Source organism: Citrobacter pasteurii, assembly GCF_019047765.1.
In the GTDB taxonomy this organism is placed as follows: domain Bacteria; phylum Pseudomonadota; class Gammaproteobacteria; order Enterobacterales; family Enterobacteriaceae; genus Citrobacter; species Citrobacter pasteurii.
In genome coordinates, this window is the sequence record NZ_CP077262.1 from 3,909,437 (window position 1) to 3,931,186 (window position 21,750).

The following is a 21,750-nucleotide window of genomic DNA, read 5'->3' on the forward strand; positions in this document are numbered from 1 at the left end:
ACACCACCCGGTAACGCGGAAGAATCAACGATCAGGGGAACAACAAAGAGGGATGAGATTAACGGTTATATTGCGCTAAGAGTGAAGGAATCTGTTCTGCCAACACCGGGGGAGAAATGAAGAAGCCTTGAATTTTGTCACAGCCAATCTGCGTCAGGCGATCAAGTTGAGACTGGGTTTCGACCCCTTCGGCCAGGACTTCAATGCCAAAATTGTGCGCTAAAGAAATGATGCCCTCAATAATCCTTGTCGATTTAGTGTCGGGCTCTATTTCGGTGACAAACTCTTTATCAATTTTTAAGGTATCAAAAGGGTATTTCAACAGATAATTAAGATTAGCGTGCCCGGTACCAAAATCATCAAGCGCTAACTTGACTCCTATTGCCTTCAGTTCCGTCATATTTTTCGCCGCTATTTGGCTGTCACACAGCGGCGATGTTTCCGTTATTTCAATCTGGCATCGATGAACCGGAAGGCCGGAAGCGGCCAGGTTTTGTCTGATTCGTTGAGGTAAAAGAGGATCGCAGAATTCAAGCGCAGAAATATTTACTGATAATACAAGAGGTTCGGACCAGGTACTCGCAACATTCCACGGCGGACTGGCAACCATATCTTCAATTGAAAATATATTGCCTCTGTCTTCCAGTAACGTAATAAATACATCAGGAGAAATCATACCCATCTGAGGGCTGTTCCACCGCATTAATGCTTCAAACCCGCTAATACACTCGGTATGTAAATTAAAAATAGGCTGATAAACCATATAAAGCTGACTGGTATTCAATGCCTTTTCAAGCGCGGTGAGCACCTCATCGGAATTAAACATTCCCCCTCTCCCTCTACAAATCATATAAATTAAAAACCAGTCAAAATCACTCCCGAGTTGTACGTGCTGTTAAGTGCGTTACATCAGAAAAGAATAGCCAGGTTAGGGTAAAAAAGACATGCTGTGGGTAAATCTGACAATCAGTTTATTCAGATCAGAGGTATTGGTCAGTCCCAGCTTGGCGACAACTCTCATCTTATGCGCCTGAATAGTCTTATAGTTCAGGCTAACCAATTCAGAGATTTCCTTGGCAGAATAACCACTTACCAATAGATTGAGGATTTGTTGCTCTCTTTCCGTCAATCTTTTCTGCGAACGATACAGTCGGGGATTCCATTTCCCGACTGACAACGTAGCCAACTGAGCAAAATCACGCAATGAGGATTTCTCAGTCAATACTATGGTTTTTTCAACGTATAATAATTCAACACATAATTTCGCCACCAAACTATCAGCAACGATAACGACGACGCTATTATAAAACTTGAACCGGTTTTTATTCAAAAACTGCACAATGGCGGAACAAGGCTGTTCATTGTTAATGATATTAAAAACCATTGTCTGATGCTGGCATAATGACGGCTGCTGCAACATATCCTCAAACTGGAATGTTTTTATCGGCACATGTTTGCTTGTCAGGTAGGCAAACATACCGTTGCCTACAAAATTATCACTGCCACACATCAACATCCTGTTCACCGCTCCTTATAAGCTTCTAATTTTATTACTCATTAAAAATTTAATAATGGTTTTCTCAACTTCAGCCTCTTCACGACGGTTCTTAAAATCGAACTCGCAAGAAACCTGATGACAGGCATACAATTGATTATCCTCATCAAATTCGTTGATCGCGACGACATCAATGACTTTTAGATCAAGCTGAAAACTGCCGAACGTATCAAAATCCAGAGCAGCATTTTTAATCACTGCATCCTTGTAAAGAAAACGGGCATTAACATCTTTAGCGATTAACGCACAGCCACCTTGAGAGATGTTTTTAATCTTAAGTGAGTAGTTCTCTCCGTTTTTGTAACGACCAAAACAGAAAAAATCGAACCCCTTCAGAAAAGAAAACCGCTGATTCTGTCGCTGTTGGGCAAAGAAAATCATATCCGGGATGAGGTAGGATAATCCTGCCTCAGCACCTGTTGATGAGGTTGCTTCAAATCTGGCGCTAAATTTTATAATCCCGCTGTCACTATGCAGGATAAAGTATTGGATCTTTTCAGGAATGATGTCTTCATGACCGGTGACTACAAAGCGTTCAAAATCGATCCTTTCTAACTGCGTGATGACGCTGGTGTTTTCACATAAAACTTCCAGCTTCGTCTTCTTATGCAGTTCTTCACGAAGGATAGCGATGATCTCAAACTTGTTGTCCTTTGCTAATCCAAAGTTCATTCTAAAACCCTTATTTCCATATTTAAGATATGTCTCGGCCCCGGTCTGATGACAGACAAAAACGCGAGATCAGCATCCACCCCTGGCGCCTAATTACCATAGTGGATTCCATGTCGAACAGTTGATTAAAACTTAAGTTTTTAACTATCTTTCATCATTTATTGATACGTAAAAACATTTAATCAGAATTAATTTTAGCTTAAGCCATGCCTAAAACCATGCAAACCTACGCAATGATTATAACAAAAGTGAATAACAACACTTTTAAAAATTCGATTTTGAGATAATAAATAGCAATAATCGCATAGAAATAAAATAGAAAAAATGCTGTAAAAATAATAGGTTGACAATACAGAGCGTGGACAGGGGGTTGCTGAACCTATAGGCACGATATCCAGCAGGTGGTCATTAGCCAACTAATACCAATACAATGACGCCTCATTTCACAGGGATGAATGTATCATTCAGGTATATTAATCGTAATTTAACTTAAGTAATAAAAAGACCAGCATGATGTTGGCCCCGGTAAATACCGAATTAAATTAGAGTGGCAAACTCTCTTACAGAGGGTACAGCGTTAAAAATTCAATACCGTTGTTTAACGATTGCTCGGGCAGAATCGGCAATTATCATCACTGCCCCAGTAAACGAAGATATTTTTCCATGACGGCAATCCTACTTGTACAAAATTACAGTGGCATAAGTACTGCTATCAATTCTCATCGAGGTAATTTTCCATGATGATGCCTGCTTTTCTTGCGCCAGTTTAGCAATGGCCTCTTCGACAACAGAAGGTGCTGCTGAAACAGCAGATACACTGACGTGGGCCAAAAAACCCCCACACAGGTGGGGCAAAGATGCAGACTCTATATTTATTATTGAACGAGAGAAAAAAGATCGTTTAATGACTCACTCATACTTGGATGGGTAAATATTTGGTCACGCAACACGGTATAAGGTAACCCGGCATCCATCACAGTTTTAATGATATTAATCATCTCATGCGAATCCACACACAGCAGTGAGACACCTAATATCTGCTGCGTATCCGTGTCCACCACAGCTTTAAGTACACCACGCGTATCATCCATGACTCGCGCCCGTGGAATCGCAGCGACGGGAAGCGTCACCACCTGTACCGCCGCACCGCTGGCACGAGCCTGCTCTTCAGTCATCCCCACGCGGGAAAGTGGCGGTGTCATAAAGACGGAATATGGCACATTTTGCCGATCGCCGGTGTTTCTTAGCCCTTCGCCTAACAGGCCATCACGCACAATACGGAAGTCGTCCAGTGAGATATAGGTAAATTGCAGCCCCCCTGTTACATCTCCCATAGCCCAGATGTTATCCGCCGACGTCCGCAAATATTTATTCACAATAATGCCGCCACGATCGTTCACATCGACACCGGCTTTTTTCAGTTGCAGCTGTTCCGTCGCCGGCTTGCGGCCTGATGCCACCAGCAGTGCATCAACCACCGGTTCCCCTTCCGGCATCTGTAGCTGCACCGCGCCATCATGAGACGAAACCGACTGCACCTTAGCATTGAGGATCAGTTTGACGCCTTTATCGCGTAAAATATCAGCGATCGCATCGGCGATATCCCGGTCCTCACGGGGCAAAAACAGCGGTGCAGCCTCAAAAATAGTGACCTGACTGCCGAAGTTGGCAAACATCGACGCGAACTCAACGCCGATATAGCCCCCCCCCAGGATACCCAGGCGCTGTGGGCGTTGGGTCAAATTCAGCAACCCGGTGCTGTCAAAGACGCCTGGCGTACTGGATAATCCCGCAATATCCGGAATCGTCGACTGTGCACCGGTATTAATAAAAATCTTCTCACCGCTTAGCTCAAGCGTCCCTGTCGACTGCATTACCCGCACGGTATAGTTGTCGACAAATTCAGCACGCCCTTCAATCACATCCACATTTTCCAGATCGGCCAGATTATGGAAGTTTTTATCGCGCAGAAAGCTGACCACGGAAGTCTTACGTTGCATCGCAGCCGCAAAGTCATGCTGCAGCTCAGCATCATGTACCAGGGTTTTGGTTGGAATACAGCCGATATTAATGCATGTTCCGCCATACATGGTGTTGGATTGCTCAATAATCGCTACCCGCCAGCCCGTCTTTGCCAGCGTAGCCGCCAGCGTCTTACCTGCTTTGCCAAATCCAATAATGATCGCCTGATATTGTTTCATGCTGCCTCTCCGCAAAGTCATTGTTCATTTGTTACTCTGGATTATAGGCAGTGCCCTGTCAGGTCAGCATATCCATAACGCGCAATTTTCTGTTCAATCGTCTAATCCCAAATAATAAAAACTAAAGATATGCAAAACGAAATGCAAATTAACTATTTGATGGTATTAATTTAATGCAAAAATATGATGATAATTACGGTGCTATCAACAACAACAAAAATTGTTCAGGAGTCTTTATGGATGCACTTAGCCGCTTGCTAATGCTTAACGATCCGCAGGGTTCTATTGATCAAAACTGCTTATTGAGCAGAGACTGGCAACTCCCTCATGCAGCTGGTAAGTTATCCGTGATCCGCTGGCATACGGTAACCCTAGGTAGCGCTTTACTGGAGATGCCTGACGGCAACACTTATACACTGCGTCCTGGTACGGTAGTCATCTTGCCGCAAAACTCCGCGCATCGGTTGTGCCAGTCAGGTGAAGAGCAAACGCATATTGTCTGCGGAAGTCTGCAACTACAGACATCCTCCCGCTATTTTTTAACCGCGTTGCCGGAAGTTTTGCTGCTGGCACCTGGCGAAAATAGCCCCGTTTACCACTGGCTTAAGGCGATGATTGGGCTGATGCAGCAGGAATCATTAAGCATGCTGCCCGGTTCCAACGTTGTGTGCAGCCAGCAATGCGCCACGCTGTTCACGCTTGCCGTTCGCGAATGGTTATCTCAGGCCCCCCCTGCCAAAAATGTGCTGAATCTGCTATTACATCCCCGACTGGGAGCGGTGGTGTTCCAGATGCTGGAATCACCCGCACATCCCTGGAGTGTTGAAGAACTGGCGCAGCGCGCGCATATGTCCCGGGCCAGTTTTGCCCAACTGTTTCGCGAGGTTTCAAACTCCACGCCGCTCGCCGTACTCACCACATTGCGTCTGCAATTCGCCGCCCAGATGCTGTCGCGCGGCGCCCAGCCATTGGTCGTGATTGCCGAATCGGTGGGATATGCCAGCGAGTCATCTTTTCACAAAGTTTTTCTGCGTGAATTCGGCTGCACGCCTGGCGAGTACCGTAAACGGGTGAAAGCGCTGGAATCATAGCGCCCACCGTCAAAGGATTGAAGGCGAGCGCTATCGGGGGCTATTTCTGGGTGCGATGCCTGTGCAGCCACATCAGCTTATACGCTGCCGGAATGATAAACAGTGACAGCAAAGGTGCCGTGATCATGCCGCCAATCATCGGTGCAGCGATACGGCTCATGACTTCAGACCCGGCTCCCGTTCCCCATAAAATCGGCAGCAGACCCGCAATGATGACCGCGACAGTCATTGCTTTAGGACGCACACGCAGTACCGCTCCGTGGTACAACGCCTCATCCAGTTTATCCACGGTAAAGGTTTGCGGATTTTCCAGCGCAGGCTCAGCTTCAATGGCGTGGCGCAGGTACATCAGCATCACCACACCAAATTCGGCAGCCACGCCTGCCAGTGCGATGAATCCGGTCCCGGTCGCGACCGACATATGGAATCCCATCCAGTAGAGAAACCAAATTCCGCCTACCAGCGCAAAGGGCACACTGGTGATAATCAACAGTGCTTCGCCAAAACGACGGAATGCCAGATACAGTAGTACGAAGATAATCATCAGCGTCATCGGCACCATCAGTTTAAGCTTGTGGCTGGCGCGCTCAAGCAGCTCAAACTGCCCGGAGAATGCCACGCTGGTCCCCGGTTTTAGCTGGACGTTTTCAGCAATCGCTTTTTTCAGATCGTTCACCACCGACACCATGTCACGATCGCGGGCATCAATGTAGATCCAACTGGTTGGCCGCGCATTCTCGGTTTTCAACATCGACGGCCCCGAAACCACCTGCACATCCGCCACATCCGCGAGCGTGATTTGCTGTTTCATTGGCGTCAGTATCGGCAGATGCCGTAGCGTTTCCGGGCTATCGCGATAGCTTTGTGGATAACGCAGATTGATCGGGTAGCGGGCGATACCTTCAACCGTTTCACTTACCATGGCGCCGCCTACCGCTGAGGTGATAAACAGTTGCACATCGCCGACGGTCATCCCATAACGGGCGGCCTTTTCACGATGAATATCTACGCTAAGATAACGTCCGCCGACCAGACGTTCAGCCAGTGCGGACGCCACGCCAGGCACCGTTCTTGCGACTTCTTCGATTTGCTCTGCCGTGGCGTCAATATCCGACAACACGGTACCCGATACCTTAATGCCGATAGGACTTTTAATCCCCGTAGAGAGCATATCGATACGGTTACGAATTGGCGGGACCCACAGATTCGCCAGCCCCGGTAAACGAACGGTTTTGTCCAGTTCCTCAATGATTTTGTCCATCGTCATTCCCGGGCGCCACTGATCCTGCGGCTTCAATTGGATGGTGGTTTCCACCATTTCTAACGGCGCGGAGTCGGTCGCCGTTTCAGCTTTACCGGTTTTACCAAACACGCGCGCCACTTCAGGAACCGTCATGATGAGCTTATCGGTTTTTTGCAGCATATCTGCCGCCTGCGCTGCGGAAATCCCCGGCAAGGTTGAAGGCATATACAACAGATCGCCTTCGTTAATCTGTGGTAAAAATTCGCCCCCAACCTTATTCAGCGGGAAGATGACGGTCAGGATCGACAGAACCGCCACCAGCAAGGTCGTTTTCGGCCAGTGCAGCACTTTCAACAATAACGGATGATAAATACGAATCAGGAAACGGTTAAGCGGGTTGCTGCTTTCCGCCGGGATCTTGCCACGGATCCAAAATCCCATCAGGATCGGGATCACCACAATGGCCAGAAACGCAGCACCTGCCATCGCGTAGGTTTTGGTAAACGCCAGCGGACCAAACAACCGCCCTTCCTGCCCTTCAAGGGTGAAGATAGGGATAAACGATAGCGTGATAATCAGTAAGCTAATGAACAGCGCCGGGCCGACTTCCACCGAGGCGTTGGTGATGACTTTCCAGCGCGTATCGTTATCCAGCTTTTCACCCGGATGCTGATGCCCCCACTCTTCCAGCCGCTTATGCGCGTTCTCAATCATAACGATTGCGGCGTCAACCATCGCGCCGACCGCGATGGCTATCCCCCCAAGCGACATAATGTTGGCGTTCAGTCCCTGGAAATGCATCACGATAAACGCGATACACAGTCCCAGCGGCAGAGAAATAATGGCCACCAGCGCCGAGCGGATATGCCACAGGAACAGCGCACACACCAGCGCCACAACGATAAACTCTTCCAGCAGCTTGTAGCTCAGGTTATCAATCGCGCGATCGATCAGTTGACTGCGATCGTATGTTGTAACTACTTCAACGCCTTCCGGCAGACTGCTCTTCAGCGTTTCAAGTTTAGCCTTAACCGCGGAGATCACCTCGCGCGCATTTTTACCGGAACGCAGGATCACTACGCCGCCTGCCACTTCGCCTTCGCCATTCAGCTCGGCGATCCCGCGGCGCATTTCTGGCCCAATTTGTACGCGGGCAACATCACGTAGATAGACCGGAACACCATCAGCGCCGGTTTTCAGCACGATATTATTGAAGTCATCAAGGGACTGCAGATACCCACTGGCACGGACCATATATTCCGCTTCTGCCATTTCGACAGATGAACCACCGGCTTCCTGGTTTGAGGCATCCAGCGCCGATTTCACCTCACCCAGGCTGATGCTATATTGCGTCAGCTTCATCGGATCGATGACAACCTGGTACTCTTTGACCACCCCGCCCACCGAGGCAACTTCCGCTACGTTAGGGATGGTTTTCAATTCATATTTTAAGAACCAGTCCTGCAGCGAACGTAATTGGGCAAGATCATGTTTGCCGCGGCGATCCACCAGCGCATATTCAAATATCCAGCCGACCCCTGTCGCATCCGGTCCCATTTCAGCACTGACGCCTGCGGGTAATTTCCCCTGCACCTGGTTGAGATATTCCAGGACACGGGAGCGCGCCCAATAAGGATCGGTACCGTCTTCAAAAATGACATACACGTAAGAGTCGCCAAATTGCGAGAAACCACGCACCGTTTTCGCTCCCGGCACCGACAGCATGGTGGTGGTCAGCGGATAGGTCACCTGATTTTCAACAATTTGCGGCGCTTGCCCCGGATAACTGGTTTTGATGATCACCTGCACATCAGAAAGATCGGGCAGCGCATCAACCGGCGTATTCACAATGGTCCAGGTGCCCCAGATGCTGAGAAACAGCGCCCCCATCATCACCAGGAAACGGTTTGCCACCGAGCGGCGAATAATCCATTCAATCATTTATCATGTCCTCAGTGTGAATGGGTCGCCTGGGCAGGCATCGCGGGTACAGCGTGTGTCCCATTTTCCTGGGTGCGCATACGATCCAGAGCGCCAGAAATATTCGCTTCGGAATCGATCAGAAACAGACCGCTGGACACCACGTTTTCACCTTCGCTCAGACCAGAGCGGATGGCCGTTAACCCCTGAGACTCATGAAATACGGCAACCTGCTTAGGTACAAATCGTCCTTCATTATCGACGGTGATAACCCGCTGTTCGGTACCAGTATTAATCAGCGCTTTAGACGGGATCAGCAGCATCGGTTCGCTTTGCGTTTTTAGTTGCAGATAGGCATTCATTCCCGGCTTAAGGGCCTCATCCGGGTTATCAACCTGTAGACGAAGCTGGAGCGTGCGCGTCGTGGCATCCACACTCGGCAAAATACTCCATTTGCTAATGGTGAAGGGTTTTCCCGGCCAGGCAGGTACGGTAATGGTGAATTGTGAGGCGTCTTTAATCAGCCAGGCGATAGATTCCGGGACTGAAGCACTGACCCATACCGGATCCATTCCCTGAATTTTCGCGACCACATTATCTTTTGAGATGTTCATACCAGTACGTAAATCAAACGCGGTAATCACCCCATCAATAGGAGCCTTGAGGGTAAAGCGGGTCTGAATTTTCCGCGTCGCTTTCAAGCGTTGAATGTCCGCCTCCGGCATTCCCGCCAGGCGTAATCTCTCCAGAATGCCTTCAACCTGCGTCGCGCTGCCGCCCGTTTCCCGCAGCAGTAAATATTCACTTTGCGCTTCTACCCAGTCAGGAATTGTCAGATCGATAAGCGGCGAGCCCTGCTTAATTTTGTCGCCCACGGTCAGCGGATAGACTTTCTCGATAAAGCCTGCCGAACGCGCCTGAACAATGACAAATTGATATTCGTTATAACTGACGTTCGCCGGGAAAGTTTGTGCATATTGCAATGGCCCACGGCGCACGGGTTCGGTTTTTAGCCCCAGATTCTGGGTCTGTGTCGGGTCAATACGCACACCCGGTGCGGATGTATTCGCCGTCTCTTCATCGGCATATTTCGGGATCAAATCCATATCCATAAACGGAGATTTACCCGGTTTATCAAACCGCGTGTTGGGATACATGGGGTCGTACCAGAATAAAACTTTACGCTCTTCTTTTTGTGGAGCAGCGCCGGTATCGGCCGATACTTTTGCGGATGAATAATAGGTGTACACACCGACAGAAATAATTCCGCCGACAATCATGCTGCCGAGAATAAGCGCGGTATTTTTAATATTTAAAGACGCCATAGTGATTTCCATTGCGCGATAGTCTCGCCCGTGTCCAGGAAAACCCGGGCAAGAATAAAAGAGAGCAGCGAGATCCGTTATTTACTGATGTGAATATCGCGTAAGACAGAGAGATTTCCCTGCTGAACAAACGTAAATGCAACTTTATCACCAGGCTGGATATCATCGGCCCTGGTATCAGATACCAGCGTGAAACGCATCGTCATTGCCGGCCAGTTCACTGCGGGAATAGGTTCATGTTTAATCGTGACTTTTTTGCTATCCATATCAATAGATTCAATCACGCCTGTCGCACTAATCACTTGCTCCTGCTGGGCCGCAGGCGCCATATTCATCATCTCGCCATGCTGATGTTCATTGGCCTGAGCGTTAAACATGGCTACAGATAACACAGTAAACAAAGCAGCTTTAGCGGTAGTTTTCATGCAATATACTCCTGAGAATTTAAGATTAAAGATCATTCAACCCAGCCACCGCCTAAGGCAGCAAACAGCTTAATTTCATTAACCTGTTGGGCATAATTAAGGTCAAGCAACGATTGCTGTGTAGTGAATAAAGAACGCTCGGCGTCCAGTACTTCGATATAACTAACCGCACCATGTTGATAGAGTGCACGAGCGCGTTGCAGCGTGATGTGTAATGAGTCCAGATAACGCTGTTGTCCGGTAATTTGATCGGCAAGGCTTTGACGCAACACCAGCGCATCCGCAACTTCTTTAAATGCGTTCTGAATTTTCTGCTCGTAATTCACCACCGATTGCTGCTGGCGGATTTCTGCTAAATCGAGATTTGACTGATTACGTCCAGCGTTAAAGATCGGAATGTCTATTTTCGGGACAAAATTCCACATGCCGCTGGCCGCATTAAAGAGGCTGGAAAGATCGCCACTGCTGCTGGATACTGAGCTGGTCAACGTAATCGATGGAAAAAATGCGGCACGCGCAGCGCCAATATTGGCGTTCGCCGCCAGCAATCCATGTTCGGCTTCCATAATATCCGGGCGCTGCAATAATATTTGCGATGGGAGTGCGGGGGGCAGTGTCACGGGTTTTATATCACCGCGACTGCGCACGCGGTCGTCCGGTAATTTCCCGTACGTCCCCAGCAATAGTTGCAGTGCATTGTTCGCCTGAGCCAGTTCGCCTTGACGTTTGGCAATATCGCTGCGTGTGCTTTCAATCACGCCGCGAGCCTGTTCCAGTGCCAGCACGTTCGTACTGCCGGTCATCAACTGTTTCTCGACAAACGCATAAGAGCGCTGGTAGTTTTGCAACGTTTCTTCGGCAATTTGCAGTTGCGCATAAGCCAGACGTTGGTTGAAATAACTTTGCGCCACGTTAGAAATTAATGAGATATGCACCATTCGACGCGCTTCTTCACTGGCGAAAAAATTCTGCCGATCGGCTTCACTCATATTTTTCAGTCGCCCAAAGAAATCCAGATCGAAACTGAGATTCAGTCCCGCTTCAAATTCCCGATTGGTGCTGCTATCACCTTTTAATTTCCCGCTATAGGTACCGCTGGAACCGGCGTTAAGCTGCGGGTAACGATCGGCATCCGTCACACCATATTGCGCTTTCGCTTCCTGAACCTTCAGCACCGCCATGCGTAAATCCCGGTTATTGACCAGCGCCTCACCAATCAACGCCTTCACCTGGGAGTCAACAAAAAAGGTACACCAGCCCGTATCCTGATATCCCATCGGGGCCGAAACCAGCGTGTTCTGACTTAAGGAGAATTGCTGCGGAACCGGCAATGCCGGACGCTGATAGTCCGGAGCCAACGAGCAGCCAGCCAGAACAAAAATAGCGCTGAGGGTAAGAAGCTTAAATTTGTACATAGTTCTTCTCGTCCAGACCGGACTGATAACCATAAAAGATGTGTGAATTTATACCTGAATGACTCTGTTTAACCGGTGACAGGAAAATGACAAAACTGTCATTTTGCCAATAACCGATTGCTATCCGATCCGCCTTCTCTAGAATTGAAAATCCGCACAGCCAGTGCGTGATGGAGAATGTCATGAAGATTTTGATTGTCGAAGATGAAAAAAAAACCGGCGAATACCTGACGAAAGGCCTGACGGAAGCGGGTTTTGTTGTGGATTTGGCGGACAACGGTCTGAACGGATATCACCTGGCAATGACCGGTGATTATGACCTGCTCATTCTCGACATCATGCTGCCCGATGTAAACGGCTGGGATATCGTGCGGATGCTGCGCACCGCCAACAAAGGCATGCCCATTCTGCTGCTCACCGCACTGGGTACCATTGAGCATCGGGTCAAAGGTCTGGAGCTGGGGGCTGATGATTATTTGGTTAAACCGTTTGCCTTTGCGGAATTGCTGGCGCGGGTCAGAACGCTGCTGCGACGGGGAGCCGCGGTCATTGTCGAAAGTCAGTTTCAGGTCGCGGATTTAATGGTCGATCTGGTCAGCAGAAAGGTCACCCGCAACGGCACACGCATCACCCTGACCAGTAAAGAGTTTACGCTGCTTGAATTTTTCCTGCGTCATCAGGGAGAAGTGTTACCGCGTTCGCTGATTGCCTCTCAGGTCTGGGATATGAATTTTGACAGCGACACCAATGCGATTGACGTCGCCGTGAAGCGTCTGCGGGCCAAAATCGATAATGACTTTGAGCCGAAATTGATTCAGACCGTGCGTGGCGTGGGGTACATGCTTGAGGTGCCGGATGGCCACTAAACGATTACAGCGCCCTTTTTCGCTGGCAACACGGTTAACCTTTTTTATCAGTCTGGCGACTATCGCCTCATTTTTCGCTTTCGCATGGATAATGATCCACTCGGTGAAAGTCCATTTCGCAGAGCAGGATATCAATGATTTAAAAGAGATCAGCGCGACGCTGGAGCGTATTATTAACCACCCGAACGAACCGGAATCGCGTCGGCTGGAAACACTAAAAAACGTAGTTTCGGGTTATTCTAACGTCATTATTTCTCTGGAAGATGCCAATCAGAGGGCCATTTTTCATTCGCCTAATGCGCCGGATCTTCGTCAGTTTATCGCCACGGCAACGCCGGATAAAAATGCCCATACCCGTAATGTCTTTTTAATTTCCGGCCCAACGCTGCAAACATCAGAACATGCGCACGGGAAAAACGCGTCCTCCAACTGGCGAATGATTCGTTTACCCATTGGACAGTTGCCAGACGGAAAACCGGCCTATACGTTGTTTATGGCGTTATCGATCGATTTTCATCTGCACTACATTAACGATCTGAAAAACAAGCTGATCATGACAGCATCGTTAATTAGCATGATGATTGTTTTTATCGTGCTGTTCGCCGTCTATAAAGGTCATGAACCGATCCGTAATGTCAGTCGGCGCATCCAAAATATCACCTCTAAAGATCTCGATGTTCGCCTGGACCCGCAGGCCGTGCCGATTGAGCTTGAACAACTGGTTGAGTCATTTAATCACATGATCGAACGAATCGAAGATGTGTTTAAACGTCAGTCCAATTTCTCTGCAGATATTGCTCACGAGATCCGCACGCCAATCACCAACCTGGTCACGCAAACAGAAATTGCCCTCAGCCATCCCCGCAGCACGAAAGAGCTGGAAGATGTGCTCTACTCAAATCTCGAGGAGTTTGGCCGCATGTCGAAGATGGTGAGTGATATGTTGTTTCTGGCACAGGCAGACAATAATCAGTTGATCCCGGAAAAAACAGCGCTGAATCTTGCGGATGAGGTCAGTAAAGTGTTCGACTTTTTCGAAGCCTGGGCGGAAGAACGCGAAATCAGCCTGCGCTTTGAAGGTCGGGCATGCTGGGTTTCTGGCGACCCGTTAATGTTACGCCGGGCAATGAGCAACCTGCTCTCTAACGCGATGCGCTATACGCCAAAAGGCGAGTCTGTCACCGTGCAAGTGAAAGAGGCTGATGATCTCGTGCATATTATTGTGGAAAATCCCGGTACGCCAATAGCCGCGGAACATCTGCCACGACTCTTTGACCGGTTTTATCGCGTCGACCCCTCACGACAGCGTAAAGGCGAAGGTAGCGGCATTGGCCTGGCGATAGTGAAATCGATTGTGACTGCCCACCAGGGCAAGGTCTCCGTGACATCCGACGCTCGCGCTACCCGCTTTATTCTGACATTACCCAAGTATGCCGCTTAATTATTATTGGTGGCGCTAATGCGCCATCGATTAAACCTCATATTAATATTATTATTCTCTGACATCATCGTCATAATCCTGTCACCTCACTGACAGCCCCTGATTATTATAATTTTCCTGTAAACCGGCACAGGAGAAATATGATGAATAAGATATCTTCCTTTTTAGCTATCGCTTTTTTTATCTCAGCTGGCGTTAATGCGGCAGAAACATCCACAACGCATCAGCAGGCAACTGTGGCTCACGAGATGATGAATAATAGCGATGCACATGCTCATCAGAAAATGGCACAAACACATGAAGTACAGGTGCAGAATAGCCAATCCACGCGGGCTAGTGCACTGTCTTTTTCGCAAATGAATGAACATGAAAAAGCGATGGTCGTTCATCAGTCAATGAATAACAGTCATTCATATTCACATGAGCTGCAGGCGAAAAAACATCGCGAACAGGCAGCAACGCAAGGATAGTCCATCGTCTTCACCCGGACATGCGCGCGGGCCTGGATAGCAACACAGCCTGCGCGCTTTCCCGTGGTTAATGTCAATAATTCTTATCAGTAGAACCGTGATAAAGAGCATGAACGCCAGGAGCGCGAGCAAAGGGAACATTGAGCCATCCCAAAGAGCGCTGAGATCACAGCGCTCTTACATTCCGTGCGTTACAGTATGTCGCTTTAACGCTGGAGTCAGGCATGGCTTTAACCCTTACGGTGTTGCTTGAAAACAGGCGCGCCAGCGGTGCAGAAAAAGCCCTACGGGCAAAACCTGGATTAAGTCTGTTAGTTCAGGATGAAACCACCACGATATTATTCGATACCGGGCCTGATGACAGTTTTAGGCATAATGCCGCACTGATGGGCGTAGACTTGTCTCAGTTAACCGCTGTCGTGCTCTCACATGGTCACTATGATCACTGTGGCGGCGTCCCGTGGCTTCCCGATAACAGCCGCATCATCTGTCATCCACACATTGCCTGCGAACGTTACGCAGCGTTCACGCTTGCAGGATATACCCGTAAAATCAAGAAATTATCGCGCGATAATGATTACTCTCGTCTGCAGATGGCGTACTCCCGTGAACCTTTGCCCCTTAGCGAACGCTTTCTGTGGTCAGGAGAAATATCCGTATCCGCACCGCAGGCCTACGGTGTCATCAATGAGAATCCTCCCCAACGGGACTACATCACTGACGAAGGGGTATTGATCTACAAGTCAGACCGTGGATTAGTCATCATTACCGGCTGCGGACACCGGGGTATTGCCAATATCGTCGCTCACTGCCAGCAAATAACGGGCATCAGCAAAATTCATGCCCTGGTCGGTGGCTTCCATTTACGCTGCGCATCGCCCTATACGTTATGGCAAACCCGACGATTTATTAAACAACAGCAGCCAGAAAAACTTCTCGGCTGCCACTGCACCGGCGCGTGGGGACGTTTGTGGTTGCCAGGACAAGAAGCCCCCGCGACAGGAGATGTTATTGTGCTGGCCGAATAATAATCACCATTGTGCTTATTGTATCTTCATCACATAACATTCATGAATATCAAAATGCGCGCACAACCTTGATCTGGTCGCTTATTATACAAAATAAAGTTCGCTACACTCAGGACAGAGGTAAACAAACAGGAGGTAGTGAATATGTATCGCTCTATTCTGGTGCCCATTGATATCTCTGAAGCCGATTTAACTCGCCATGTTATTCCGCAGGTTGAAGCGCATGCAAAAACCGCTAAGGTCCATTTTTTAGCGGTCATTCCTACCGTTCCGTTCTACGCATCACTCGGGCTTGCCTACTCCAACGAGTTCCCGGACAGAAGTGGTATACAGGCGAAAGCCACCGAAAAGCTCGACAACATTGTTAAGCAATTCAATATCCCCGCCGGCAGAACTCAGACCCATGTGGTTTATGGCCCACCGAAAGATCAGATCCTTAAACTGGCAGATGCCGTGGACGCCGAATTGATCGTCATTGCATCCCATAAACCGGGTTTCAGCACCTATCTGTTGGGGTCAACCGCCGCTGCCGTAGTACGTCATGCCAAATGCCCCGTACTTGTTGTGCGGTGATATTGGTTAGAAAAGCAGGAAAACGGGAGCGATCAGGCGCCCGTTTTTATATCCCCAAAACGCTGCAGAAAAAGTGAAATTCAGAGCCGCTGATGTAGGCGTTATGCCTACTGGAATAAAACTGTGCCGGGAGGATATTTTATCGAGATGGTACGCCCTGTAGGATTCGAACCTACGACCTACGGCTTAGAAGGCCGTTGCTCTATCCAACTGAGCTAAGGGCGCATAGAGAAGTGATGACTTCATGCAGATGAAACGCGTGAATTATACGGTCAGCGCCTGCTGAGTCAATGCCTTTTGTTCCGGTTGCTGACGAAGTGTACGAATGTTGTTTTTTTCTGGTCGTTCATGGGGTTCCAGGAAATCACCTGGTAACAACTCAGCCAGCATAATGCGGGATTTAAGGTTACAAGTATTTAGAAAATTAATGATTTTGCTTAACATTCCCCAACCACTCCCCTGCTGTTCAGGACCTCGTCAATGTTAAGTATCGCTATCAAGGAAGAAAATAGTCATTTCGAACATGGGTTGAAAATCATCATCTCCCGCCTGGCAAATCAGTGGCATCAGGACATCTGCTTTTTACCTACCGAAGATATCGATCGCGCAGACATCGCCTTTATTTCACTGGATGACGATTGGCTCAGTGCAGGATGTTATCAGGTTCCCGTCCACACCAGACGCCAGCATCGGGTTATCATCTGCAACGGAGACGATAAAGATAAGCTGATGTTTCGCCCGTGCCTGTATATGCTGCCGCTGATCTATCGCGAAGATAATGTTGAAGCGATAACCCAAAAATTAATCCTGATTCTGCAAAAACGCGCGCTCCGCCACAGTGTGCCTGCAACCATCTGCCATTACTGTACCACCCGCAACTTTTCGGTGGAGGAACGCCAGTTCTTAATGCTACTTGCCAGCGGTAACACGCTCGCTGAAACAGCACATCTTCTCTCCATCAGCGATACCCAGGCCAGAGCAACTCGCCGCCGTATTATGAAAAAGCTGGGTGTGAAAAATGATCAGCAATTTTTAAGGTATATCAGGGCACACCTGAGTTTTCTGCAACAGTAGAGTGAGTCTTGCTGTCGGGCATTTTATTGAGAAATGTCTCATCATCAATTAAGTATCGGCACCTACTGTACCTAACCGCATACTGCCAGAATACCCTATGTATATTATTTCCGGGGAAACAAATAGACACACTCGGTAATATTTGCTCTGACGCCAGGGGGGATATCGTGGCACCGAGCCTGTTATTATGGAATGATAAATCTGAGTACTCTGCCTTTACCGTCAAAAACAGCGATGCAGAACCCCTGCAATTCGCACTTAAATTCGAGCCGATTGTCGATTTGTCTACCGCGTTGAGATACGGTTGTGAGGTCCTCACACATCTTCCCGCAAATATAAACAGTGAAAAATATTTTCACCAACTGTCGGTTCAGCATCGACAGCATCTGTTTTATCAGCAAATTGACAAAATTAAGTGCTACCAACAGGGGCTGCGCTACTCACTGAATTTACCGATGCAAGCCTTTCTGAGTTGGCCGCTATTCCATTCCCTGATTACGCCCTCTCCGTCCAGCTTGATTATCGAAATACAAGATCCAAATACGTTTTATTCTTTAAGTACCCCCCAGCGGGCGATCGTCTACGACGTAATTCAACACCTTGAAGACCATGGTATCCCAATATGGCTGGATGACGTCAATGAGGAACTGCTTGGCACATTTACCGCAGCCAACTGGCATTTGTCAGGGGTAAAGTTAGATAAAAATACGTTCTGGACTCTCAGCCATGTGCCAGAAAAACTCCGCCAGGTTATTCAGATGGGGCGCGCAATCGCCAGCCTGGTGGTAGTTGAAGGAATTGAAACGCAAAAACAGCAGGAAATTGCCCTGCGCGCTGGCGCAAATTTGGGTCAGGGGTATTTGTGGCCAGCCATTTATCCAGGGCAGGCGCAATAGATACGAACAGGGAAAAAGAAAGGATGCGCAGTGTAAAACGCCGGGAACGGCATCGCCGTTTACGAAACGCCCACTGTACCTGGCAATATGATCACTGTGCCCCCCAGGAATTTGACAGAATTGAGTATCTGGCTCAAAAACTTGATTACACATTACCGGGCGACACAATATCTCAAGCGATTATCACAACAGACAACTATCTCGGCTATACGTTAAATCGCTATTTATTTTCTGGTACACACACGGCCATCTTCCAGACGATTGAATCGGCTCTGCCACTGTTGAAAGAGTCTGAAGCGAGTCAGTTAGTGGTTGATATGGATGGCGCATCAAGCTCATATTTCGATGTTCTGGAATATCTTCGCCGACTCATTAAAGAACAGGATAATATTCAAATTTTCATATTACTTCCCAGTCGCCACGAAGCGCTCAGGCGCTTTATTGCGATGGCTGGGCCATTCTATATCCTGCCGCGCCGTCAGCGCCTCCCGGAGATGCGCCATGCTTTATTATCTATGGTGCCGGATCATATTCACTCCGGGCACATAAATCAGGCTGACTGGGAGATGATCTCATTACTGTCACAAGGTAAATCATTAAAGAAGATTGCTCTGCTGCAGGCTCAACCCTATCACCGCGTTATCTATCGCCTGAACCAGCTGATCACGCAGCTGGGGTTGCCACATCGTCAGCGTTTTTTGCATCTGATACATCGCCTCAGCGTTACCTATCCCCATTTAATTTAACACACTAACCCTCTGTGATATAAGAATTTATAGGAAATTACTTATTTTCAACTGAGAAAACGAATGTGATTTTTACAAACATTTAATATTTACAACTATTCCTGGTATTATATGTCGCGCAGGTATCCTGCTTTAGCTGACAGATTCAGTACATCTCGACAAAAAAGAATTGCCTCGCCGCCTTAACAAAACCTAAACAATTAGCCCATTGTGTCGTTTTTACTATTTAAAAAAATTTTTCAATCTGCCATAATTCAAACAGCAGGAGATTAATATCAATAGCCATTACCATGCCCTGATCTTTCAGGATATCCTAACAGACATTATGAACTTACGTGCTGTAAGCCTTTTCCGAAAGTGCAGAGCAGGTATAATCCTCACTGTTTTCTGATTAATTGTAAGTTTTCCCTGGTGTGAAATGGATATTCCACAAACTCATTGTTCTGACGTAGAACAACCGAATAAACAAGGATGACATAATATTTATTCGGTTCTTCTTCCAGAGCAATCCTTGGCTATTTGACAATATTATAACGCCTGATGTTTTATCAAAATCGCAAGATACACAAACAGTTTGAGGCATACAACAATGAAACCAGCATCCGTTATCATTATGGACGAACACCCTATTGTCAGAATGTCGATCGAAGTACTGCTCGAAAAGAATAGTAATATTCAGGTTGTTCTGGAAACCGATGACAGCCGCGCAGCAATAGATCATCTACGTACCTATCCAGTCGATCTGGTCATTCTGGATATTGAACTACCTGGCTCCGATGGGTTTACATTACTCAAGAGAATAAAATCTCTGCAGGAAAAAACCCGGGTGCTGTTTCTATCCTCAAAGTCTGAATCATTTTATGCCGGACGGGCGATCCGTGCCGGTGCCAATGGCTTCGTCAGCAAACGAAAGGATCTCAATGATATCTATAACGCGGTGAAAATGATTTTATCAGGATATTCATTTTTCCCTTCAGACACGCTTAACTTTATTAATAATATTAATATACGTAAAGGTGTGCTGAATGACATGCCGTTATCGAATCGCGAGGTTACAGTTTTACGTTATCTGGCGAATGGGTTATCTAATAAAGAAATTGCTGAGCAACTTTTATTGAGTAATAAAACAATCAGTGCTCACAAAGCTAACATCTATTCCAAGCTCGGACTACATACCATTGTTGAGCTAATCGATTATGCAAAGATGCATGAATTAATGTGATCGCACTCCCGGCGAGGCGTCGTTCGGGAGTGCGTTATCAGCGCATGATGTCAATTGTAGTTAATCATAAACGTAGCATCTGCTTTCGCGATCCCCGGTTGAACGCCATCTGCCAGCGCAATATAGTTGGCAAAAAAAGTCAGCATAGCATTGCCATTTTCATCAATGTTTACTGCCTGGCTGGCTTGTTCAAGCGGTAATCGCGTACGGTCGCTATCGTGCAATTCAATCGCGACCTTTTGTGCCATCACGGCATCGTCCAGCGCCAACAACGTGGTACCCGCTGCCAGCGTGCCGGAAAAGGTTATCGAGGCCGACCCCGGCGGGCAGCCTTCAAGTTTCAACGTAAAGGGAACCGGTTGGGTCGTATCCCCGGTGGTCTTTAATTGTTTTGTCGGCCAGGTGCCTAGTTCAACCAACTTATTATTGTCACTGGCAATAACCGCACAGGTGAAGTCCACGATATTACCGTGCAGTTCAATATTAATCTCACCCAGCGAGCTATCCGCCTGGCATAGTGAACTGGCTGACACTGCGGATATCAATACGAAAAGTGCACGACGTCTCATTGTTCTCTGCTTATTCATAATCAACTCGCAGATAGCCACGGGCGGTGAAAGGCCCTTCCGCTGGTTTATTGCCCGTCACGCTGACTGGCCATGCTCTAATGCCAACCCGCGCGGCAGCGTTATCATCCAACTGAAAGGGAATGGTGCTGGACAGATTGTTGGGTGTCAGCGGTTTACCGCTGCTGTCGGCCACGATAAAACCTAAATCCGGGTTGTCCGATATCATCATTTGCCCGGACGCTTTTTCGGCCTCGACCCGCATGGTCAGATAAGCTTGCGCGGCAACATTTGTACATTTTATGGCGACCGTTTTCGTTTGCGTATTGATACCTTCGGGCCGGTTACCGGCTCCCGCCTTGCTGAACAGCGAGGCACCAATATCGCCAAAATCAAACTCCACGATTTGCCCGGCATTCACCTCGCAGTTTTGTGGAACTTCCACCTTGCCGCTGTAGCTTATGGTGTAAACCGGCGTACTCAGCGCATCTCCCGTGCTGGTAGTGACATAGACGCTGAACATCGTCTGTCGCGGGATCGGCACCATGTTGATAAATGAACGAATCACTTTTAATTTAAACACCAGCTTCGAATCCATCACGCCAAAAGGCTGCTGTTTGGAAACGTTTGGGTGATTCCCCATGCGGATATAATTACGTGGAGGATAAAACAACCCCGCGTAGCTATCGGTAATACTCATGGCCCCCAACAGGTAATCATTGAGTTTCAGATACTGAAAGTTATTTTCCGTACTTTGCACGGGGAGTTCGGTCACATAACTTCGGTAGGTGTAATTCACCGTCGTCCCTGCCGGGCAGGTTGCATTCACCCCAACCCAGCCTGACTTTTCAGGCAATGTCACTACCTGGCCCGGTTGGTTATTGCTGCTGTTAAAAACATTCGACAGATCGTAATAAACATCCGTTGGCGTTCCGTTCGAGTTATGGCAGACCGTCGCCCATGACGTATTAGCTATAAGCAGTAAAGCGCTTCCCAGTAGCAAACCTGTTTGTCGTTTCAT

General features: G+C 48.1%; 21 protein-coding genes, 1 tRNA gene and 1 pseudogene. 10 read left to right on the forward strand and 13 right to left on the reverse strand.

The annotated features are described in order from the left end of the window. Positions 1 to 58: 58 nt before the first annotated feature. The 5 genes and pseudogenes from I6L54_RS19010 to rclA all read right to left on the reverse strand — a co-directional run bounded on the left by I6L54_RS19010 (position 59) and on the right by rclA (position 4,428). Positions 59 to 826: an EAL domain-containing protein gene (locus I6L54_RS19010; protein WP_040232611.1), complete on the reverse strand. Its 768-nt coding sequence runs from the start codon at positions 824 to 826 to the stop codon at positions 59 to 61. Positions 827 to 928: 102 nt separating this feature from the next. Further along, entirely contained in the window at positions 929 to 1,510 is a 582-nt protein-coding gene (locus tag I6L54_RS19015; protein WP_170974302.1) for a helix-turn-helix transcriptional regulator, read from the reverse strand. 21 nt (positions 1,511 to 1,531) lie between these two features. Then, the gene (locus tag I6L54_RS19020) at positions 1,532 to 2,227 is read right to left on the reverse strand and encodes a flagellar brake protein (RefSeq protein WP_005122030.1); all 696 of its coding nucleotides are present in this window, start codon (positions 2,225 to 2,227) and stop codon (positions 1,532 to 1,534) included. A 675-nt stretch (positions 2,228 to 2,902) separates the two neighbouring features. Beyond that, positions 2,903 to 3,052, reverse strand: a pseudogene (locus I6L54_RS19025) (YdgH/BhsA/McbA-like domain containing protein); the annotation flags it as partial. Between the two features lie 50 nt (positions 3,053 to 3,102). Then, positions 3,103 to 4,428: a reactive chlorine resistance oxidoreductase RclA gene (gene rclA, locus I6L54_RS19030; protein ID WP_040232615.1), complete on the reverse strand. Its 1,326-nt coding sequence runs from the start codon at positions 4,426 to 4,428 to the stop codon at positions 3,103 to 3,105. A 236-nt stretch (positions 4,429 to 4,664) separates the two neighbouring features. Between rclA and rclR the strand changes: the two genes are divergently transcribed. Beyond that, positions 4,665 to 5,519 carry a reactive chlorine-specific transcriptional regulator RclR gene (gene rclR / locus I6L54_RS19035; protein ID WP_040232617.1) on the forward strand — a complete coding sequence of 285 codons (855 nt, stop codon included), beginning with the start codon at positions 4,665 to 4,667 and terminating at the stop codon, positions 5,517 to 5,519. A gap of 40 nt (positions 5,520 to 5,559) precedes the next feature. On the opposite strand, the gene I6L54_RS19040 is transcribed toward rclR, so the two are convergent. From I6L54_RS19040 to I6L54_RS19055, 4 genes are all read right to left on the reverse strand, one after another. Next, complete coding sequence (locus I6L54_RS19040) at positions 5,560 to 8,703, reverse strand: CusA/CzcA family heavy metal efflux RND transporter (protein WP_040232619.1); 3,144 nt, start codon at positions 8,701 to 8,703, stop codon at positions 5,560 to 5,562. A gap of 11 nt (positions 8,704 to 8,714) precedes the next feature. Next, positions 8,715 to 10,007, reverse strand: a complete 1,293-nt coding sequence (locus I6L54_RS19045; RefSeq protein ID WP_040232620.1) for an efflux RND transporter periplasmic adaptor subunit — start codon at positions 10,005 to 10,007, stop codon at positions 8,715 to 8,717. 77 nt (positions 10,008 to 10,084) lie between these two features. After that, complete coding sequence (gene cusF, locus I6L54_RS19050; RefSeq protein WP_040232621.1) at positions 10,085 to 10,432, reverse strand: cation efflux system protein CusF; 348 nt, start codon at positions 10,430 to 10,432, stop codon at positions 10,085 to 10,087. Between the two features lie 32 nt (positions 10,433 to 10,464). Next, the gene (locus I6L54_RS19055) at positions 10,465 to 11,847 is read right to left on the reverse strand and encodes an efflux transporter outer membrane subunit (RefSeq protein ID WP_040232622.1); all 1,383 of its coding nucleotides are present in this window, start codon (positions 11,845 to 11,847) and stop codon (positions 10,465 to 10,467) included. Between the two features lie 182 nt (positions 11,848 to 12,029). Between I6L54_RS19055 and cusR the strand changes: the two genes are divergently transcribed. The 5 genes from cusR to uspF all read left to right on the forward strand — a co-directional run bounded on the left by cusR (position 12,030) and on the right by uspF (position 16,225). Continuing rightward, positions 12,030 to 12,713 carry a copper response regulator transcription factor CusR gene (gene cusR, locus I6L54_RS19060; protein WP_040232623.1) on the forward strand — a complete coding sequence of 228 codons (684 nt, stop codon included), beginning with the start codon at positions 12,030 to 12,032 and terminating at the stop codon, positions 12,711 to 12,713. Continuing rightward, the gene (locus I6L54_RS19065; RefSeq protein ID WP_005122042.1) at positions 12,703 to 14,154 is read left to right on the forward strand and encodes a Cu(+)/Ag(+) sensor histidine kinase; all 1,452 of its coding nucleotides are present in this window, start codon (positions 12,703 to 12,705) and stop codon (positions 14,152 to 14,154) included. Before cusR ends, I6L54_RS19065 begins: the two co-directional genes overlap by 11 nt. 143 nt (positions 14,155 to 14,297) lie before the next feature. Next, complete coding sequence (locus tag I6L54_RS19070; protein WP_040232625.1) at positions 14,298 to 14,624, forward strand: PcoE/SilE family metal-binding protein; 327 nt, start codon at positions 14,298 to 14,300, stop codon at positions 14,622 to 14,624. A gap of 224 nt (positions 14,625 to 14,848) precedes the next feature. Beyond that, a complete protein-coding gene (locus I6L54_RS19075) occupies positions 14,849 to 15,652 on the forward strand; it encodes an MBL fold metallo-hydrolase (protein ID WP_040232626.1) in 804 nt (267 codons plus the stop codon). Positions 15,653 to 15,796: 144 nt separating this feature from the next. Further along, entirely contained in the window at positions 15,797 to 16,225 is a 429-nt protein-coding gene (gene uspF, locus I6L54_RS19080; RefSeq protein ID WP_005122045.1) for a universal stress protein UspF, read from the forward strand. Between the two features lie 148 nt (positions 16,226 to 16,373). Here uspF and I6L54_RS19085 read toward each other — a convergent pair. Both I6L54_RS19085 and I6L54_RS19090 read right to left on the reverse strand, forming a co-directional pair. Further along, positions 16,374 to 16,450, reverse strand: a tRNA-Arg gene (locus I6L54_RS19085). Positions 16,451 to 16,489: 39 nt separating this feature from the next. After that, positions 16,490 to 16,669: a hypothetical protein gene (locus tag I6L54_RS19090; protein ID WP_040232627.1), complete on the reverse strand. Its 180-nt coding sequence runs from the start codon at positions 16,667 to 16,669 to the stop codon at positions 16,490 to 16,492. A gap of 36 nt (positions 16,670 to 16,705) precedes the next feature. Between I6L54_RS19090 and fimW the strand changes: the two genes are divergently transcribed. The 4 genes from fimW to fimZ all read left to right on the forward strand — a co-directional run bounded on the left by fimW (position 16,706) and on the right by fimZ (position 20,163). Next, positions 16,706 to 17,299, forward strand: coding sequence for a fimbria biosynthesis transcriptional regulator FimW (gene fimW, locus I6L54_RS19095; RefSeq protein ID WP_040232629.1), 594 nt, complete (start codon positions 16,706 to 16,708; stop codon positions 17,297 to 17,299). A 167-nt stretch (positions 17,300 to 17,466) separates the two neighbouring features. Continuing rightward, a complete protein-coding gene (locus I6L54_RS19100) occupies positions 17,467 to 18,195 on the forward strand; it encodes an EAL domain-containing protein (RefSeq protein ID WP_082031747.1) in 729 nt (242 codons plus the stop codon). A 23-nt stretch (positions 18,196 to 18,218) separates the two neighbouring features. After that, complete coding sequence (gene fimY, locus I6L54_RS19105) at positions 18,219 to 18,941, forward strand: fimbria biosynthesis regulator FimY (protein WP_040232631.1); 723 nt, start codon at positions 18,219 to 18,221, stop codon at positions 18,939 to 18,941. A gap of 589 nt (positions 18,942 to 19,530) precedes the next feature. Continuing rightward, the gene (gene fimZ / locus I6L54_RS19110) at positions 19,531 to 20,163 is read left to right on the forward strand and encodes a fimbria biosynthesis transcriptional regulator FimZ (RefSeq protein WP_005122050.1); all 633 of its coding nucleotides are present in this window, start codon (positions 19,531 to 19,533) and stop codon (positions 20,161 to 20,163) included. 50 nt (positions 20,164 to 20,213) lie between these two features. Here fimZ and sfmF read toward each other — a convergent pair whose 3' ends face one another. Next, positions 20,214 to 20,732 (reverse strand): fimbria assembly protein, encoded by a 519-nt coding sequence (sfmF, locus tag I6L54_RS19115; RefSeq protein WP_040232634.1) that lies wholly within the window; start codon positions 20,730 to 20,732, stop codon positions 20,214 to 20,216. Between the two features lie 10 nt (positions 20,733 to 20,742). Further along, the gene (gene fimH, locus I6L54_RS19120) at positions 20,743 to 21,750 is read right to left on the reverse strand and encodes a type 1 fimbria D-mannose specific adhesin FimH (RefSeq protein ID WP_005122052.1); all 1,008 of its coding nucleotides are present in this window, start codon (positions 21,748 to 21,750) and stop codon (positions 20,743 to 20,745) included.